We start from the raw sequence: 18682 nt of genomic DNA on the forward strand, positions 1-18682 counted from the left end.
ATGTCCCACGAGGTATCCCCCTTCCCCCTGCGCGAAAGCGGCAGCAGCGAGTTCGAGAGAAGCGCGCTGTTTGCCGAACTCAAGGAGCGCGTCCATGAGCACCTGCTTCAGCGCATCGAAGAACTGGGGGCCGAATTCGCTCGCTGGAACCATGCCGCCATTGCCCAGTTTGTCCTGATCGAACTGGACGGCTACACCCGCCAGAACTCCATCGCCATCAACGAGCAGGAAGCCCTGCTGATTGCCCGCGCCCTCACCCGCGAACTCACCGGCATGGGCCCCTTGCAGGACCTGCTGGAAGACCCGGCAGTGGAAGACATCCTCATCAACGGCCACGACAACGTCTATGTGTCGCGCCGGGGGGTGCTTGTGCGCGAAATCGTGCGCTTCAAGGACAATGAACACATCATGCGCATCGTGCGGCGCATTCTGGCCCCTCTTGGCAGACGCCTGGACGAATCCAGTCCCATGGTCGATGCCCGCCTGCCCGACGGTGGGCGCATCAACGTGGTCATCGAGCCGCTGGCCATTGATGGCCCTTCCGTCTCCATCCGGAAATTTCGCAAAGACCCCCTCATGCCAGCCGACCTGGTCAAGCTCGGGGCCTTCAACGAAGACATCTGCCGCATCCTGGAAATGGCTGTGCAATCGCGCTGCAACATCCTGGTCAGTGGCGGCACCAGCTCCGGCAAGACCTCCTTGCTGAACGCCCTCACCAGCTTCATCCCCAGCACCGAACGCATCGTCACCATTGAAGACACGGCTGAACTCTCGCTCAACCACGAGCATGTGGTACGCCTGGAAAGCCGCCCCGGCAGCTACGACGGCACAGGGCTGGTCTCCATCCGCGACCTGCTGCGCAACAGCCTGCGGATGCGCCCCGACCGCATCATCGTCGGTGAAGTGCGTGGCGGCGAAGTGCTGGAACTGCTGCAAGCCATGAACACCGGCCACGATGGCTCCATGGGAACCATCCACGCCAGCTCTGCCCGCGAATGCCTGTACCGTGCGGAAATGCTCGCCGGGTTCGCCGGTTTTCAGGGCAGTGAAATCAGCCTGCGCCGCCAAATCGCCAATGCCGTGGACTTCATCGTCCAGATTGGCCGCCTGCCCAACGGACGGCGACGCCTGATCTCGCTGACCGAAATCACCGGCATGACCGACAACGTCATCGCCACCCAGGAACTGTTTCGCTATGAATCCTATGTGGATGGCAATGGGCAGGAGCAGGACCGCTGGGTGTCGCTGGGCATCGCTCCGCACTCCAGCAAACTGCAAAACTGGTGGCGGCTCCAGCAGCAGCACGCAGCCACGGGAGGCCACCATGGCGCATGACTCCCGCCCTAGGGAAGGTCTGCAAAACTCTTTCGGTAAGCCCGCGCCCAGTGGCGGGATGCGGGCGGCGCAACGGGTTTTGCAGACCTTCCCTAGCCATCGCATACCACAATGGAATCACCCCCCCATGCCTGGGGTGCACCAGACTCAAAGACAGGGAGGCTCTCAATGACATCCATGGTTCCGCTCGTGCTCATCATGATTGCCGTGGCCAGCCTGTTCATAGCCATGGCACTGTGGCTGTTCAGCCATGCACACCAGCGAGAAAAAGAACAATCTGCGGCAGAACACCTCAAGCGCAGCGTCAAGCAACGGCTCAGCCCCAGCCTGATGCAAACGCGCGATGCGGCCCTGGGCGAAGAGAGCATCAACGTCATCGGTGCGCTGGAAGCTTCCGCGCAGGAAGAAGGCTGGCAAGGCTGGCTCAACCAGCACCTGGGACTGCGCGCCTGGGGCATCACCCCCGTGGCATTCGCCATTCTGGCAGGCATTGGCCTGGTGCTGTCGCTGTTGGCCCTGGCCCAGATAGGCCCGGTCGCGGCCGCGCTGGTACTGGCGGTCTATGGCCTGCTCGCCGCCTTTGGCGTATGGCAACGGATGAACAAACGCCGCCGCCAATTGCTGGAGCAACTGCCCGGCTTTCTCGACAACATGGTGCGGCTGCTGTCCATCGGCAATTCACCCCATGCCTCCTTCCAGATGGCAGTGGGCAGCGTACCAGCCCCCCTGGGCGATGCCCTTCAGGAAGCATCCGGCCTGCTGCGCGTCAATCCCGACATTGGCGAATCCATGGAGCAACTCGAACGCACCTGGGGCCTGCATGAATTTGGCCTGCTCGCCGCTGTCTTTCGCATGAGCACCCGCTATGGTGGCCGTGCCGACCTGGTACTGGAGCGGGTGGCCGCCTACATCCGCGACCGGCAATCGGCCGAGCGCGAACTGCGTGCCCTCTCTGCGGAAATCCGGCTTTCGGCCTGGATTCTGGCCCTGCTGCCGATTGTGGTCGGCGCGCTCATCATGGTGCTCAACTCAGGCTACTTCATGCGCATGTGGGAAGACGAAAGCGGCAAGAACATGATACTGCTGGCCGCCGGGCTGCAAGCTGGCGGCTCCTTCATCCTCTACCGCCTTGCCCGCCTGAAATAGACCCCAGGCCCGACTCCAAACGATTTTCAAGGGGCGCACATCCAAAAACCACCAACCGGTTTCACGAACAAGCCCACACAAGGAATGTGACATGACTGCTCAAAAGCTATTCATCATCAGTCTGTGCATCGGTGCCCTGGGTCTGGCACTGTGGGCAGGTGCCCTGCTGTGGCAATTGCGACGCAGTGCCAAGGCATCTGGACGTGTCGAAGAAGTGCTGCAAACACGCAAGGACAACGCCCAGCAAGCCAGCAACAACGCACTGGCGGGCATCATGGGAGCAGACCGCAACCCATTCTCCAGTGGCTTTCGCCCCATCCAGACCGGCAGCGACCCCCTGGCCGACGAACTGACCGCCAACCTCAAGCCTCCTGCATGGCTGGAAACCGGCTGGGCACGCGCACTGCTGGCCGACGAAGACCGCCAACTGCTCGATCAGGCCGGTGTCTCGCTGCGCAAGGGCAGCCCCATCTACATTGCCACGCGCGCCATACTCGCCATCGCCCTGCCGCTGCTGGGCCTGCTGCTGGTGGCACCGCAAGGTCTGATGAAAGTCGTGCTTACCGTCTTCTTCGGCTTTGCGCTGGGAGTCATGTTGCCCAAGTGGTACATGCGCATCCGTGCCAACCAACGCCGCGAGCAAATGATCGAGGAAATGCCCCTGTTCATCGACCTGCTGCGCCTGCTGCAAGGCGTGGGCCTGAGCATCGACCAAAGCCTGCACATCATGGTCAATGAATTCAGCAACGTACTGCGCATCATCAGCGGCGAACTGGCCCTGGCCAACCAACTCTACGCCACCGGCAGAAGCCGTGAAAGCTCCTTCCAGCGCATGATAAACCTCAGTGCCGACGAAGACATGGCCGCCATCGTCAGCCTGCTGGTACAGGTGGACAAACACGGTGGAGCCGTTCAGGAGCCTCTCAAGCAGTTCGGCATTCGATTGCGCGAAAAACGCCAGGCCAGCTTCAAGGAAAAAATCGGCCAGATCACCGTCAAAATGACGGCCGTCATGGTGCTCACCCTGCTGCCAGCCCTCATGGTCATCACCGCTGGCCCCGGCTTCATGGCCGTCATCCGCTCCCTTGGCAAAATGAGTGGAGGTTAAAGTGCGCCCCACTCACGCCTCCACAGCCACAATGGCCACAATGGCCACAATGGCCACAATGGCCCGTGCCACACTGCTGGCCAGCAGCACCCTGTTGCTGCTGGCTGCATGCGGCACCTCGCCCCAGGGCTACGGCCTGATGGCCGAACGCAACACCGCCGCCCAGGCCCAGGAACAACTACAGGCAGCCGAACAGGCCACCCAGGTGGATACCGCACAGACCTACCTCGATCTGATCGCCCAAATGCAGCAGGCAGGCCAATGGTATGCCTCGCTGGCGCACACCGACGCCTTCGACCAGGAACATGGCGCGCGCCCCGAATCGCAAATCCTGCGTGCCGATGCCCTGCGCAGCACCGGCCAATTTGCCGCCGCGCAACTGCACTACCTCAGCCTGCTGGGCACAGCCAACACCAGCACCCGCCTGCAAGCGCGGGCACGGCATGGCCTGGGTCTGCTGCACGCCAGCCAAGGGCAATACACACAGGCACTCGAGCAGCTTGAACAAGCCCGCCGCCTGCACCCCATCGACCCCAATATCCTCAGTGATATCGCCTACGCCTACATGCTCAACGGCTACCTGGAAACGGCGCGCATCCCCGTTCAGCAGGCCGCCCAACTCGCTCCAGGCAATGCCCGCGTGCAACTGAACCTCGCACTGTACTGGCTGGCTGCCGGCGAACCGGCGCAGGCCCACCGCCTGCTGCAACGCCTGGCACAACCGGCTGCGCCCAACACCCCACCGCTGGTTCCGAATGCCTCTGCCGCCATGCTGCAACCGCAGTTGGCCCTCATCCAGAAAGCCGTAGCCGACCGCCTTTACGCCCAAAGCCTGGCCACCAGTCTGCGCACCCGTGCGCAGACTGCACCCGCACCGGCGGCGTCCGCACCTTCTGTACAGTCCACCTCAGCCACACCGGCTGCCGCTCGGCCCACCACTTCAGAAGACACAGGCACGGGCACCAACCCCGCCACCTCCGCACCACCTCCTGCCCCCCCACCGGCACCCACCGTGGAAACGCCACCCAGTGTCACCCGTTCATCCATGCCATCGCACCCGCCAGCCCAAGCTGTGCGGGCCGATGCGGATGACAGCAACCATTACAGAAACTAGGAGTTCTTGCCATGCACGCAACCAACATGCCACACCTGATCCCTGCGCACCAAGCCGCACCACGCACCCGCCGTCCACTCACTCTGGCACTGTGCACCGCAGCCCTGCTGGGCCTGGGCTTCACCCAGGCCGTACAGGCACAATCGGAAGACCCCGCACACCCATCCACCACACCAGCGGAAGCCGCCCTCACCCACTGGCCAGCCGCAGGCAATGCCAACTACCCCGAAGGCGAAGCCTCTCCCATTGCACGCCGCGCCCCATCGCAGCGCACCGAAATCGGCCTGGCGACCGACACGCTGCTCGACCTGCAACGCAACAGCGAAGGCCAACACCTGCGCTACATCGATGGCGAACAGGCCAGCCGCAGCTATGCCCGCTACCTCAAGAGCTTTGAGACCACCATTCCTGAGCAATTTGACACTGGCATCGACACCGGAGTCGATTGATCCACGCTCGGCAGCATTTCCACCCACCCACTGGCACACCACCAGTGGGCCAGTAGTTCCAAACCCGCATCTCCCATCCCGCCAGCGAAGCACCTGACTGCACGGCATACACCACAAACCAAGGGGTATCCATGTTGAAGCCCCGTGCAAAACAAGGTTCAGCCTCGCAGAAAGCACACTGGCACACAAACCCTCACGCACTTCACAGCTTTCTGCAACACCTTGACACGCCTGAAACAAAGCACTAAAACGATTGCCAGCACAAGGAGCATTGCCATGCGTTCCCCCTCCACACCGCCTCCTCCCACCAGACGCCCGCAACGCGGCATATATGCGCTGGAATGGGCCATCATTTTTCCGGTTTTCTTTGCTCTGCTCTACGGCATCATCTCCTATGGCCTGACTTTTTTGGTGCGCGAATCCATGCAATTCGCCGTGGAAGAAGGTGCGCGTGCGGCTCTGCGGTATCCCAGCACGGCCACCCTCGCCGGAGCCAGCCAACCCACCTGGCTGCACCGCCAGACCGAAGCGAGAGCCGCTGTCATCGACAAGCTCAATTGGCTGCCCACTGCCTTGCGCCCCAGCAATGCCAGCGTGAACTTCAACGTCTGCCATCTCGACGACACCGCCTGCCAGACCGAAACATCGCTGCAAAACAGCAATATTCTGTGCTCTGCCGCACAACCCTGCCTGGTGCTGGTCTCATACGAAATTGAGGACTATGCGAGCAACGCCATCGCCCCACCATTGCCGGGCTTCAGCATCCTGCTGCCCGATTCCCTCAATGCCCGCGCCAGCATACTGGCAGACCGGAGGATGCTGTAATGATGCCTGCGCACCCCCTACCAGCTTTGCATAAAAATCGCCAGCGTGGCATGGCATCGATTGAATTTGCCCTGATTGCCATGTTCATGGTAGTTCTCCTGATGGGCCTGTTCGTGTATTGGCGGGCCTTCCAGGCCCAGCAATCGCTGACCCGTGCCACCGGCGACGGTGCCCGCATGGTGCTCAGCCTCATCAATACTGGCACGCGCTACCCCTGCGCCCCCCATGCCAATGCCGCCAACAACCAGAGTTTCATCGCAGGCCGACTGACAGAAGTGGTCAAGCAGAGCCTGAAACAAAGTGGCATGCCTGGCGCAGTGGACAGCGATCTGACAGTCAAAAATTTTGCGTTGAACTGCACCCAAGGAACAAACTACGGCAGTGTCAGTTTCACCGTGGAATACCAACTCCCATCCTTGTTGGGCAACAGCACCATCCTCAGCACAGAACCCAAACTGCTGTTCGAGAACAGCACCGTCCATTTTCAGCACCTGCTGTAACCCGACTGCACAGGAGCCTTAGCCTTATGTCCACTCAACCCCGTAACCGCCCAGCCCATAGCGGCAGATTGGCCCAGCGTCACCAGTCCGGCTCGATTCTGGTGCAATTTGCCTTGCTTTCCACCGTGATCCTCGCCATTCTTGCCACGGTGCAGGTTGGCTATATGTACTATGCCAAGCGCGACCTGCAACGCATTGCCGATCTGGCCGCACTGGAAGCCGTCAATGCCCTCACTTATGGCGACTCCAGCACCTGCAACCGCGCTGAAACAGCCGGCAACCGCAGTGTGACCGAGCAGTTGCACATTGCCTTGGATGGCCCTGCACCCCGGATCGAATGCGGTAACTGGAATGCCAGCCGTGCCGATGCACAGCGATTTCTCGGCCATGGTGGAGCCAATCCACTGAATGCCGCCCGAGTGACTCTGGAAGGGCAAACCCTGCAACTTTTCCCTGGACTGGGGGACCGCACCATTTCGGCGCAGGCGACTGCATCCAAGAACAGCGAACCTATTGCGGCTTTCTCGGTGGGTTCCCAGCTATTGCAATTCAATAACGATCGTTTATTAGGAAAAATTACGGAAGCAGTAGGTTTGGATATCACCCGTTTAACCGTTCTAGACAAAAATGGTATAGCCAACGCAAAGATTACTCCGTCTGGCCTGTTGCAGTTCCTCGGATTACCGGTAGGAGTGAGTGACCTTGCATTGCTCACACCGAATGATGTAGCCAATGTAGAAGCATCACTACTCGACTTAATCGATGCAGCAGTCAATGCAGCGGGCAACGACGTTCTCAATGCTGGCGTCGATATTGGAGCACTTCAGGCATTACGTGCTTATGTGGCTGCATTCCCACTGGCTAATATTAAAGTACCTTTAGCTGGAGATAATGGAATTTTTGCCTTCATCAACGCAGGCAGCAACTCCTCACCTCTTGGCAATGGCCTGGATGTCATACTTGATGTAGCAGATTTGGTGCGCACACAGATCGCTATTGCCAACGGCGAGAACACTATCGCTCTGAATCTCGGTGTCCTCAATTTGATTAATATTGATTTGACAGTAGTGGAGCCTCCCACTATTGCCATTGGCCCGGCCAATGGCAATATCAAGGCACGAAGTGCTCAAGTAAGGCTTGCATTGCACATTGGTGGCGATCAAAGTAAAAATGTTGCACTTGGATTATTTGGTTTACTTGGAACCTTGGGGGTAAACATCAATCTTGACCTCCCCATACAGCTTGATGTGGTTCGCAGCACCGGTACTCTGGAAAAAATCCAATGCACCGCATCACAAAGTGGACAAACCGTGAACATCTCCGTCAATTCGGCAGTCGGTGACGTTTGCATTGGAAAACTTGATGAATCTTGGAATTGCCAAGATGCAGACTTAGTCCATGTTGAACTTCTACATAATTCAATCTTGAATATGACTTTACGCGGTCATTTGACAGAATCCATCCTACAATCGTCAGGAAGTTCTTTGTCACACCCTCCGAATCCAGTCGCATGTCCATTCGAGAGTAGCGATGAATGTTTGGTTGATTTAAAAGTAGGCGATAAAGTTTGGAGTGGTCCAAACGGACTAAGACTAGGTGACACTGTGATTGGATTATTGGACAGCATTCTCGATCTCGTCAAAGACCTGGCCAAAAACTCTCAACTTGAAGGACTTCTAGGATCGTTACTTGGTATAGTGCTTGGCCTTCTCGGGATTCTCGGCTCCGTATTGGACGCAATTGTTGATTTGGTCAGTATCATCTTGACTCCAGTATTGAATGCTGTTGGCTCCATACTTGATGGAGTATTGACCGGAATTCTCGGAGTAGAAGTAGGCCGGGCAGAAGTAGAAGTGCTCGCGATTGAATGCGACACCGCCCAACTGGTGCAATAACGGTAGCAATCTTCTCAACTAACAAGCCCCACAGAATTGCTTCCTGTGGGGCTTTTTTGATCGATGATTCAGCCTCTATCGCTCACGGGCTTTCCCGCCCCCGCTCCTTGTCGGTCTTCTCGCGCTCACGTTGCAGGCCTTGTACCGCCTGCAAACGGCTGGTGAGGATGGCAGTTTCCACGGCATCGGCTCCCTGGCCCTGAGAGGCTTGGGCATCCTGTTGCCGCGCCAGAGCCAATCCGGCCTTGAAGCGGTCGATGGCCGCGCTGTAGTCCAGCCGTGCCACATGGGCTTCGGCTTCGGCCCGCACGGCGCGCAGGGCATGACCGGATGCGGCCCATAACTGGGCCAGTGCCTGCCATGCGGCTGCATCCTGCGGGTGATCCAGTACCCAGGTTTGCAAAGGCTCAATGATGTGGGAGCGGGCCAATACAGGCTCGGCATTCTGGTGGGTGGCAGTGGCCAAGGCCTGCGCCCGCAGCAGCAATTCCGGGCGTTTGCGGGCCTGCGCATCCACGGCAGCCAGTGCCGTGGCAATCCAGGCGGGGTCGGCAGCGGCAATGGCGGCCTCCAGTTCCAGCAAGTCGGCCAATCGGCTGGCACGCGCATCGTGTGCCACGCTGACCCGGAGGCTGGGCAGCCACTGCCGGGCCTGTGCGTAGTCTCGGGAATGCACGGCGGACAGGATGCCCGCATACCATTGCCCGGCCTGCTCTGCCAATGTGTTGCCATCGACAGGCGACGTATCGGACGATTGCACCAGTGCCGCCCGCTGACTGGCCACCTGCATGGCCTGGCGCAATACATCGACTTCACTGCGCGACAGAATGCGTGAGCGCGCCACGATCAGGGCGTGCTCCAGCGTCAGCGGCAGGGCCTGGGCATGTTCACGCACGTCGGGCATGCGTGCCTGCATGTCGGAGATGCGCTGCGCTGTCAGCGGGTGGGTGCGCAGATAGGGGTAGGCTCCCGTATCGTTGATGCGGTTGGCCTGGTAGAGCTTGTCGAACATCAGCACAAAGCCACGCTGTTCAAAACCAGCCGGCTCCATCAGCCCCAGCCCCACGCGGTCGGCCTCCTGCTCCATGCTGCGCGAAAAGTTCAGGCTGTTCTGTGCCGCCAGTGCATGGCCGCCGACCATGAGTGCCTGCGCGGCTTCGGGGCTTTTGCTGGCAGCCAACGCGCCCAGAATCATGCTGGCAATCAGGATGGGGGTCTGGCGGGTGTTCTGTAGCACCATGCGCGAAATGTGCCGCTGGGAAACGTGCGAGAGTTCATGCGCCATGACGGAAGCCAGTTCGTCGCGGCTGCCCACCACATTGATAAGCCCCAGGTGCAGGCCAAAGTAGCCCCCAGGCAAGGCAAAGGCATTGACGGAGCGATCCTTGCTGAGCAGCACCTTCCAGGCAAACTGCTCGCGCAGGGAATCGCCCAACGCGCCTTTTTGCTGGGCGGCGGCCATCAGGGCCGCCCAGATGTTGTCCACATACTCCTGCAAGATGGGGTCGTCGAGGTAATCGGGGTCGCGGTAGAGATGCTGAATGATCTGGTCTCCAATGCGCCGCTCCTGCCCCACACCCAGGCCATCGGACTCCCCCAGGGAAGGCAGGGACTGGCCTTGCGCCTGTACCGGTGGTTGCCACAGCAGGGCACTGCCGGACACAAGCAACGCGGCCAGAGCCGCCATGCGCAGCGCACGCAGGCGTGAAGGAATAAAAGGGAGTTTGACAATACGCATAAGAAATCTCGTCTCCAGAAAACACCCGCCGATGCCGGTTTTCCTTGGGAATCGGCCAGCGGCAGATGGTTCAAGAAACATACCAGCAAGCCATGCAACAAAAACCATTTGAGCGTGGCATATACACCATATCGTATGGACAAATAACAAATAATTGTTTGACGCTATATGCGCCATCCCTAGAATCAACAGGTTTTCATTCCGCACCAAAGGATTGCCATGATTCGCAAACTGCTTCCCGCACTGGCTCTGGCCACCCTGACGCTGAGTGCCCATGCCCAGGAGAAACTCAGCATTGCCGCCACTCCCGTGCCACACGCGGAGATTCTGGAATTCGTGGTACCGGCCCTGAAGAAACAAGGCATCGACCTGGAGGTGCGCGAGTTCACTGACTATGTGCTGCCCAATACCGCTGTGGAAGAAAAGCAGATCGATGCCAATTACTTCCAGCACCTGCCCTACCTGACCAGCTTCAATGCCGACCGCAAGACCAGCATTGTGGCCGTGCCGCAAGGAGGCATTCATGTGGAGCCATTCGGTGCCTATTCCAAGAAAGTGAAATCCATCGAGGAATTGCGCCCTGGTGCGATCGTCGCCATTCCGAACGACCCGACCAATTCAGGCCGCGCATTGCTGCTGCTGCAACACTTCGGGGTCATCCGCCTGAAAGATCCCACCAATATCAGTGCCACAGCCGGAGAAATTGCCGACAACCCGCGCAAGCTCCAGTTCCGCGAACTGGAAGCGGCCATGCTGCCGCGCGTGCTCGATGATGTGGACCTGGCCCTCATCAACACCAACTATGCGCTGGAAGCCAACCTCAGCCCCACGCGCGATGCCATCCTGATCGAAGGGGCAGACTCGGTGTATGTGAACTTCATTGCCACCCGCTCCGACCAGGTGAACGACCCACGCATCCAGAAACTGGTGCAGGCGCTGCGCACCGAGGAAGTGCGCCAGTTCATCCTCACCAGGTACAAGGGGGCAGTGTTCCCGGTATTCTGAAAACAGACCAGCACCCAACCGCCATCCGATGGAACACCGTTGCAGTGCTCCATCGGATTTTTTGCGCCCGCGCTCTGCCTTATACTTCGTGCTCACGCAGGGGTACTTGCCTGTGGGTTTCGCACCCACGGTGCAGGTTGAGAGAGTCCCTTTGCACCAGTCCGGATAATGCCGACGCTGGGAGCGCGTACCAGCACGCACGGGACGAATGCGCCCGGCGCGGTCGTTGGTATTGGTCCCCGTATCGGCTCCAAACCCTTTCACTTTGGAGCTTTCATGAACCAACCTTCCCCATCTCCTTCCTCGCGTACGGCTTTTGAAGCCGCTTCGGCTACCGTGGACAGTGCCGCCATCGCGCCGCTGCCCGCCTCCCGCAAGATATACGAAACCGGCTCACGCCCGGACATCCGCGTGCCGTTTCGGGAAATCACGCTGAATGCCACACCCACGTCATTCGGCGGCGAAACGAATCCGCCCATCACGGTGTACGACACCAGCGGCCCCTACACCGACCCAGATGCCACCATCGACATTCGCCACGGTCTGCCCGCATTGCGTACGGCCTGGATTGCCGAGCGCGGCGACACCGAAATGCTCCCAGGCCCCAGCAGCCTCCATGGGCAGGAGCGGCTGCAAAACCCCGCGCTGGCTGCCATGCGCTTTGGCCTGCAACGCCCGCCACGTCGTGCGAAGGCAGGCCACAACGTCACGCAGATGCACTATGCGAGGCGCGGCATCGTCACGCCGGAGATGGAATTCGTCGCCATCCGCGAAAACCTGCGCCGCGCACAATACATCGAATCCCTGAAAAGCAACGGCCCGCAAGGCGCGAAGATGGCCGAGCGCATGACACGCCAGCATCCCGGCCAGTCGTTTGGCGCGGCCATTCCTGCGATCATCACGCCCGAATTCGTGCGCAACGAAGTGGCGCGGGGCCGTGCCATCATTCCGGCCAACATCAACCACCCGGAAAGCGAGCCGATGGCCATTGGCCGCAACTTCCTCACCAAGGTCAATGCCAACATCGGCAATTCTGCGGTCAGCTCGGGCATCAACGAAGAAGTCGAGAAGATGACCTGGGCGATTCGTTGGGGTGGCGACACGGTGATGGACCTGTCCACCGGCAGGCACATCCACGAAACGCGCGAATGGATCGTGCGCAATTCGCCCGTGCCGATTGGCACCGTGCCGCTGTACCAGGCTCTGGAAAAAGTGCATGGCAAGGCCGAAGAATTGACCTGGGAAATCTTCCGCGACACGCTGATCGAGCAGGCCGAACAAGGCGTGGACTACTTCACCATCCACGCAGGCGTGCGCCTGCCCTATGTGCCGCTGACGGCCGATCGCATGACGGGCATCGTCTCGCGTGGCGGCTCCATCATCGCCAAGTGGTGTCTGGCGCACCACCGCGAGAGCTTCATCTACGAGCACTTTGAAGACATCTGCGAGATCATGGCCGCTTACGACGTGGCCTTCTCACTGGGCGACGGCCTGCGCCCCGGTTCCATCTGGGATGCCAATGACGAAGCGCAGTTTGCCGAGCTGAAGACGCTGGGAGAACTCACGCAAGTGGCCTGGAAGCATGATGTACAGGTCATGATCGAAGGCCCCGGCCATGTGCCCATGCAGATGATTAAAGAGAACATGGACTTGCAGTTGGAGCACTGCCATGAGGCCCCGTTCTACACGCTAGGCCCGCTGACCACCGACATTGCCCCCGGCTACGACCACATTACCAGCGGCATTGGCGCAGCGCAGATCGGCTGGTACGGCACGGCCATGCTGTGCTACGTCACGCCCAAGGAGCATCTGGGGCTGCCGAACAAGGACGATGTGAAAACCGGCATCATCACCTACAAGATCGCCGCGCACGCAGCCGACCTGGCCAAGGGCTTTCCCGGTGCGGCCATCCGCGACCATGCCATGTCGAAGGCACGCTTCGAGTTCCGCTGGGAAGACCAGTTCAACATCGGGCTGGACCCGGACACGGCCCGCGCATTCCACGACGAGACTCTGCCCAAGGATTCCATGAAGGTCGCGCATTTCTGCTCCATGTGCGGCCCCCATTTTTGCAGCATGAAGATCACGCAGGACGTGCGCGAATACGCCCAAAAGCATGGCCTGAACACCCAAAGCGCGTTGCAGCAGGGCATGCAGGAAAAAGCGGTGGAGTTTGTGAAGAAAGGCGCGAAGCTCTACCACACCGCCTGATCCGATCCTCGCCCCCCTAATGGAACTCAACCGCTGCGGCGGTTGAGCAGTGCGTAGAGGATGATGGCTCCGAATGTGGCTGTGCCGATGCCGGACATGGCAAAGCCGCCAAAGTGCAGGGTGAAGTCACCCGTGCCCAGAATCAGCGTGATGGCAGCCACCAGCAGGTTCTTGCTTTTGGAGAAATCCACCTGGTTGTCCACCCAGATTTTCGCGCCCGCCACGGCAATCAGGCCAAACACCACAATGGAGACCCCGCCCATCACCGGTAGCGGAATGGTCTGGATGACGGCCCCGAACTTGGGCGAGAAACCCAGCAGCACGGCCACCACCGCAGCCACCAGAAACACGGCCGTGGAGTAGATGCGGGTGGCCGCCATGACCCCGATGTTCTCGGCATAGGTGGTGACACCCGGCCCACCCACGCCACCGCTGAGCATGGTGGCCAGACCGTCGCCCACGAAGGCACGGCCCATGTAGCGGTCGATATTGCGCCCGGTCATGGCAGTGACGGCCTTGATGTGCCCCAGGTTTTCAGCCACCAGAATGATGGCGACGGGCGCAATCAACCAGGCCGCCTGCATGTCGAAGCGCGGCGCAGTAAAGCTGGGCATGCCCCACCACGCCGCCTGTGACACGGCAGTGAAGTCCACCGGCTTGCCCCAGCCCAGAACATTGGTGAACAGCATGTACAGCAGGCTGGCAACAATCAGCCCCACCAGAATCAGCAGCCGCTGCACCATGCCGCGCGTGAACACGGCCACCAGCGCGACACAAAGAAAGGTCAGGGCCTGCATCCAGCTTTCAAAATGGTTGCTGGCCATGTTCTTGATGGGAACCTGCGCCAGATTCAGGCCGATCACCGCGACGATGGAGCCGGTGACCACCGGCGGTATCAGGCGTTCGATCCAGCGTGTGCCCACGGCATGCACCACCAGCCCGATCAGGGTATAGAGCAGCCCACAGGCCACGATGCCCCCCAGGGCCAGCGCGATATTCGGGTTCACACCGCCACCCTGGTGCCCCGTCACCGCCAGCACCACTGCAATGAAGGCAAAGCTCGACCCCAGATAGCTGGGCACTTTGCCACCCGTCACCACAAAGAACAGCAGCGTGCCCACGCCGCTCATCAACACCGCCACGTTCGGGTCGAAGCCCATGAGCAGTGGAGCCAGCACCGTGGAGCCAAACATGGCAATGACGTGCTGGATGCCCATCGTGCAGGTATGGGGCCAGGGCAGCCGTTCGTCGGGGGCAATCGTGCCACCGTCGGACAGGGTTTGCAGGGATTGGGGAGTCCAGTGGAACATGGCGGATGGTTTCTTTCTCAGTGAATCCAGTGGATCAAGCAGTTTCCGTTCCAGCCTGCGCGAACCAGCGTTGCACCAGCCGCACCCAGTAGGTCGCCCCCAGCGGAATCAGGTTATCGTTGAAATCGTAGCTGGGGTTGTGCAGATTGCACGGCCCCAGCCCGTGGCCTGCCTCGCGGTGTTCGCCATCGCCATTGGCAATGAACACATACGCCCCCGGCTTGGCTTGCAGCATGTAGGCGAAATCCTCGGCAGCCAGCGATGGCTCCTGCAAAAGTGCGTGCTCGGCTCCGACGATGTCGGCCATGACGGCACGCGCCAGCGCGGCTTCGGCAGTGGTGTTCACCGTGGCCGGATAGTTGCGCTGGAAGTGGAATTGCACCGTGGCTCCTGCGGCCTGGCAAATGCCGTGCACGATCTGCTCCATGCGCTGCTGCACCAGATCGAGCACCTCGACACGGAAACAGCGCACCGTGCCGCGCAGCTCCAGTGCATCGGGCACGACGTTGCTGGCTTCGCCACCGTGCATCATGGTCACAGAGACGACGGCGGAATCAATCGGCTTGACATTGCGGCTGACAATGGTCTGCAAGGCCAGCACGATCTGGCAGGCCACCGGCACGGGGTCGATCACCATGTGCGGCATGGCAGCATGGCCCCCCTTGCCCTGCACCGTGATGCGAAACTCGTTGGTGGATGCCATCACCGGCCCGGCTCCAGCCGCCATGGTTCCGGCTGCCATGCCGGGCCAGTTGTGCATGCCGAACACCGCATCCATCGGGAACCGCTCGAACAGGCCATCCTCGATCATGCGCCGCGCACCACCGCCACCCTCCTCGGCAGGCTGGAAAATCAGGTACACCGTACCGTCAAAGTCACGGTGCTGTGCCAGATGCCGGGCCGCAGCCAGCAGCATGGTGGTGTGGCCATCGTGGCCGCAGGCGTGCATCTTGCCGGGGTGCTGGCTGGCGTGGTCAAAGGTGTTGAATTCCTGCATGGGCAGCGCATCCATATCGGCACGCAGGCCAATGGCCCGCCCCGATGCACCACCGTCGCGTCCCGGCACGATGCCCACCACACCGGTACCGCCCAGCCCCCGGTGCAGCCCAATGCCCCATTCGGTGAGTTTTTGCGCCACCAGATCGGCGGTGCGGAATTCCTCATAGGCCAGCTCAGGGTGGGCATGGATGTCACGGCGCAATGCCGCCATCTCGGCAGACTGATGGACGATGGAGTCGATGAGTTTCATGGCGCGGGTTTTCCTGCAAGGCAACGGTCAATCGGAAATGCCCCATTATCGGGGCATTTGACACAGGAGCCTGGAGCGAATCACTCGCCGCGCCGCCAGCGCAGAACCTCCGCCAGCAGAATGGCAATCACGCCCACGGTGATGGCCGAATCGGCCAGATTGAAGGAAGGAAAGTGGTAGCCCGCCCAGTGAAAGTCCAGAAAATCCACCACATAGCCATGCACAAAGCGATCAACCACATTGCCGATGGCTCCCCCCAGAATGCAGGCCAGCCCGAAGGATGCCAGCTTCTGCTCCCCATGACTGCGCAACTGCCAGATGATGAAAGCCGATGCCACAAAACCGATGCCGATAAAGAACCAGCGTTGCCAGCCACTGTGCCCAGCCAGGAACGAAAAAGCCGCGCCGGTATTGTGCGCCCGCACGATGTTGAAGAAACTGGTGATGGTGGTGGAATCGCCCCACTGGTAGTTTTGCAGAATCCACCACTTGCTCCACTGGTCAAGCACCACGAGAAGCAAGGCCAGCCCCAGCCAGCGGGCAAAGGGACGGGCTGCGGGGACGGCATCGCCGGAAGGAAGAACAGAAGAAGATGGCATGAGAAGTGTGCGTGGGAATGGCAAAAACGAACCGGTGACAATAGCACAAGCCCCTGCCGCCCAAAGGCAATGTCGTGAAACGGCAAGGGCCAAGGCCACGAACCATGGCATCATGCCCTTTCGCAAAAGGAAAACCATGAACGAATCAGTGATTACCTTGGGTGGCGGCTGCTTCTGGTGCACCGAAGCCGTGTTTCAGCGGGTGCGCGGCATCGGCCATGTGGAATGCGGCTATGCCAACGGCCATCAGCCCGCCCGGCCAGACTATGAGGCCGTGTGCAGCGGCGAGACCGGCTATGCCGAAGTGGTGCGCGTGCAGTTCGATCCCGACATCATCGACCTGCCCACCGTGCTGAAGATATTCTTTGCCACCCACGACCCCACCAGCCTGAACCGCCAGGGTGCGGATGTGGGAACCCAGTACCGCAGTGGCATCTACACGCACAGTGCGCAGCAGCAGGCCATCGCCACGGCATTGGTGGAAGAATTGCAGGCCAGCGGCGTTTTTCCATACCCCATCGTGACCGAAGTGCAGGCTCTGCACCAATACTGGCCCGCAGAAGACTACCACCAGAACTATTTTGCCCAGCATCCGCACCAGCCATACTGCGCCGTGGTGATCGCTCCCAAGCTGGAAAAACTGGCGTTACACCTACCAGACTGGCTGAAATAAAGTCCATGCGCCTGCACTTGCCGCATTGCGGGAAATAGTTTCAGACAGGGTCAATACTGGGGTGAGGAAACAGGATTTGTCAGTAGAATGTGCAGGATTTTGTTCGTGCAGGGCATGACCTGCACATTGATTGCCGCTTGCACTGGGCACGGTGCAGCACAGCCCAAGGAGACTCCATAAAATGACCTACCAGCACATCAAGGTTCCCGCAGCAGGCCAGAAAATCACCGTCAATGCCGACAACAGCCTGAATGTGCCAGACCATCCCATCATCCCGTTCATCGAAGGCGACGGCACTGGCCAGGACATCACTCCAGTGATGATTAAAGTGGTGGATGCCGCTGTCGAGAAGACCTATGGTGGCAAGCGCAAGATTCACTGGATGGAAGTCTATGCCGGTGAGAAATCCACCAACGTCTACGGCCCCGATGTCTGGCTGCCCGAAGAAACCCTGGATGCCGTGCGTGACTATGTGGTGTCCATCAAAGGCCCGCTGACCACACCCGTCGGTGGCGGCATCCGTTCGTTGAACGTGGCCCTGCGCCAGCAACTGGATCTGTACGTCTGTCTGCGCCCCATTCAGTACTTTGACGGTGTGCCTTCCCCCGTGAAGGAACCGCAAAAAACCAATATGGTGATCTTCCGCGAAAACTCCGAAGACATCTATGCAGGCATCGAATTCGAAGCCGAGTCCGACAAGGCCAAGAAGCTGATCGAGTTCCTGCAAAAAGAACTGGGCGTCACCAAGATTCGCTTCCCTGAGACTTCCGGCATTGGTGTCAAGCCTGTCTCGCGCGAAGGCACCGAGCGTCTGGTGCGCAAGGCCATTCAGTACGCCATCGACAATGACAAGCCCAGCGTGACCCTGGTTCACAAGGGCAACATCATGAAGTTCACCGAAGGCGGCTTCCGTGACTGGGGTTATGCCCTGGCGCAGAATGAATTCGGCGGTGTGGAAATCGACGGCGGCCCCTGGCTCAACGTCAAGAACCCCAAGACCGGCAAGGACATCATCATCAAGGACAGCATCGCCGATGCGTTCCTGCAACAGATCCTGCTGCGCCCTGCCGAATACAGCGTCATTGCCACACTGAACCTGAACGGTGACTATGTCTCCGACGCGCTGGCCGCACAGGTTGGCGGTATCGGCATTGCCCCCGGTGCGAACCTGTCCGACACCGTCGCCATGTTCGAGGCCACCCACGGCACGGCCCCCAAGTACGCCGGCAAGGATTATGTGAACCCCGGTTCTGAAATTCTGTCCGCAGAAATGATGCTGCGCCACCTCGGCTGGACGGAAGCGGCCGACACCATCATCAGCGCAGTGGGCAAGGCCATCCAGAGCAAGAAAGTCACCTATGACTTCGCCCGCCTGATGGAAGGTGCAACCCAGGTGAGCTGCTCGGGCTTCGGTGACGTGCTGATCGAAAACATGTAATCATCCCCCACAGAGACAGTCCGCTTGCTTGTGCAAGACGGAGGTGTCGTTTGTGTCAAACGCCTGCATGGTCTTGTGCCATGCAGG

16 protein-coding genes are annotated in these 18682 nt (G+C 59.9%); 12 read left to right on the forward strand and 4 right to left on the reverse strand.

Annotated elements, in window-relative coordinates; all coding sequences use genetic code 11:
• From BUE21_RS03200 to BUE21_RS03235, 8 genes are all read left to right on the forward strand, one after another.
• Positions 1-1335: a TadA family conjugal transfer-associated ATPase gene (locus BUE21_RS03200; protein ID WP_073354607.1), complete on the forward strand. Its 1335-nt coding sequence runs from the start codon at positions 1-3 to the stop codon at positions 1333-1335.
• Between the two features lie 168 nt (positions 1336-1503).
• The gene (locus BUE21_RS03205; RefSeq protein WP_073354609.1) at positions 1504-2481 is read left to right on the forward strand and encodes a type II secretion system F family protein; all 978 of its coding nucleotides are present in this window, start codon (positions 1504-1506) and stop codon (positions 2479-2481) included.
• Between the two features lie 91 nt (positions 2482-2572).
• Entirely contained in the window at positions 2573-3589 is a 1017-nt protein-coding gene (locus BUE21_RS03210) for a type II secretion system F family protein (protein ID WP_073354611.1), read from the forward strand.
• A 49-nt stretch (positions 3590-3638) separates the two neighbouring features.
• Complete coding sequence (locus BUE21_RS03215; RefSeq protein ID WP_234971032.1) at positions 3639-4703, forward strand: tetratricopeptide repeat protein; 1065 nt, start codon at positions 3639-3641, stop codon at positions 4701-4703.
• Positions 4704-4714: 11 nt separating this feature from the next.
• Positions 4715-5152 carry a DUF3613 domain-containing protein gene (locus tag BUE21_RS03220; RefSeq protein ID WP_073354616.1) on the forward strand — a complete coding sequence of 146 codons (438 nt, stop codon included), beginning with the start codon at positions 4715-4717 and terminating at the stop codon, positions 5150-5152.
• Between the two features lie 276 nt (positions 5153-5428).
• Positions 5429-5977 carry a TadE/TadG family type IV pilus assembly protein gene (locus BUE21_RS03225; protein WP_073354618.1) on the forward strand — a complete coding sequence of 183 codons (549 nt, stop codon included), beginning with the start codon at positions 5429-5431 and terminating at the stop codon, positions 5975-5977.
• A gap of 50 nt (positions 5978-6027) precedes the next feature.
• The gene (locus BUE21_RS03230) at positions 6028-6477 is read left to right on the forward strand and encodes a TadE/TadG family type IV pilus assembly protein (protein WP_073354620.1); all 450 of its coding nucleotides are present in this window, start codon (positions 6028-6030) and stop codon (positions 6475-6477) included.
• A gap of 26 nt (positions 6478-6503) precedes the next feature.
• Positions 6504-8372 carry a pilus assembly protein TadG-related protein gene (locus tag BUE21_RS03235; RefSeq protein WP_073354622.1) on the forward strand — a complete coding sequence of 623 codons (1869 nt, stop codon included), beginning with the start codon at positions 6504-6506 and terminating at the stop codon, positions 8370-8372.
• Between the two features lie 82 nt (positions 8373-8454).
• On the opposite strand, the gene BUE21_RS03240 is transcribed toward BUE21_RS03235, so the two are convergent.
• Positions 8455-10110: a M48 family metalloprotease gene (locus BUE21_RS03240; protein ID WP_073354624.1), complete on the reverse strand. Its 1656-nt coding sequence runs from the start codon at positions 10108-10110 to the stop codon at positions 8455-8457.
• 219 nt (positions 10111-10329) lie between these two features.
• Between BUE21_RS03240 and BUE21_RS03245 the strand changes: the two genes are divergently transcribed.
• On the forward strand, positions 10330-11115 hold the full coding sequence (locus BUE21_RS03245) for a MetQ/NlpA family ABC transporter substrate-binding protein (RefSeq protein ID WP_073354626.1): 786 nt from the start codon (positions 10330-10332) through the stop codon (positions 11113-11115).
• Between the two features lie 276 nt (positions 11116-11391).
• Positions 11392-13326 carry a phosphomethylpyrimidine synthase ThiC gene (thiC, locus tag BUE21_RS03250; RefSeq protein WP_073354628.1) on the forward strand — a complete coding sequence of 645 codons (1935 nt, stop codon included), beginning with the start codon at positions 11392-11394 and terminating at the stop codon, positions 13324-13326.
• Between the two features lie 26 nt (positions 13327-13352).
• Here thiC and BUE21_RS03255 read toward each other — a convergent pair whose 3' ends face one another.
• From BUE21_RS03255 to lspA, 3 genes are all read right to left on the reverse strand, one after another.
• Positions 13353-14636 carry a solute carrier family 23 protein gene (locus BUE21_RS03255; protein WP_073354630.1) on the reverse strand — a complete coding sequence of 428 codons (1284 nt, stop codon included), beginning with the start codon at positions 14634-14636 and terminating at the stop codon, positions 13353-13355.
• A gap of 34 nt (positions 14637-14670) precedes the next feature.
• Complete coding sequence (locus BUE21_RS03260; protein WP_073354632.1) at positions 14671-15885, reverse strand: M20 aminoacylase family protein; 1215 nt, start codon at positions 15883-15885, stop codon at positions 14671-14673.
• Between the two features lie 80 nt (positions 15886-15965).
• Positions 15966-16484 carry a signal peptidase II gene (gene lspA, locus BUE21_RS03265; RefSeq protein WP_073354634.1) on the reverse strand — a complete coding sequence of 173 codons (519 nt, stop codon included), beginning with the start codon at positions 16482-16484 and terminating at the stop codon, positions 15966-15968.
• A 136-nt stretch (positions 16485-16620) separates the two neighbouring features.
• Between lspA and msrA the strand changes: the two genes are divergently transcribed.
• The gene (msrA, locus tag BUE21_RS03270) at positions 16621-17157 is read left to right on the forward strand and encodes a peptide-methionine (S)-S-oxide reductase MsrA (protein WP_073354636.1); all 537 of its coding nucleotides are present in this window, start codon (positions 16621-16623) and stop codon (positions 17155-17157) included.
• A gap of 181 nt (positions 17158-17338) precedes the next feature.
• A complete protein-coding gene (gene icd, locus BUE21_RS03275; protein WP_073354638.1) occupies positions 17339-18595 on the forward strand; it encodes an NADP-dependent isocitrate dehydrogenase in 1257 nt (418 codons plus the stop codon).
• The last annotated feature ends 87 nt before the right edge of the window (positions 18596-18682 follow it).

This window comes from Lampropedia hyalina DSM 16112 (assembly GCF_900129055.1).
Lineage (GTDB): Bacteria > Pseudomonadota > Gammaproteobacteria > Burkholderiales > Burkholderiaceae_C > Lampropedia > Lampropedia hyalina.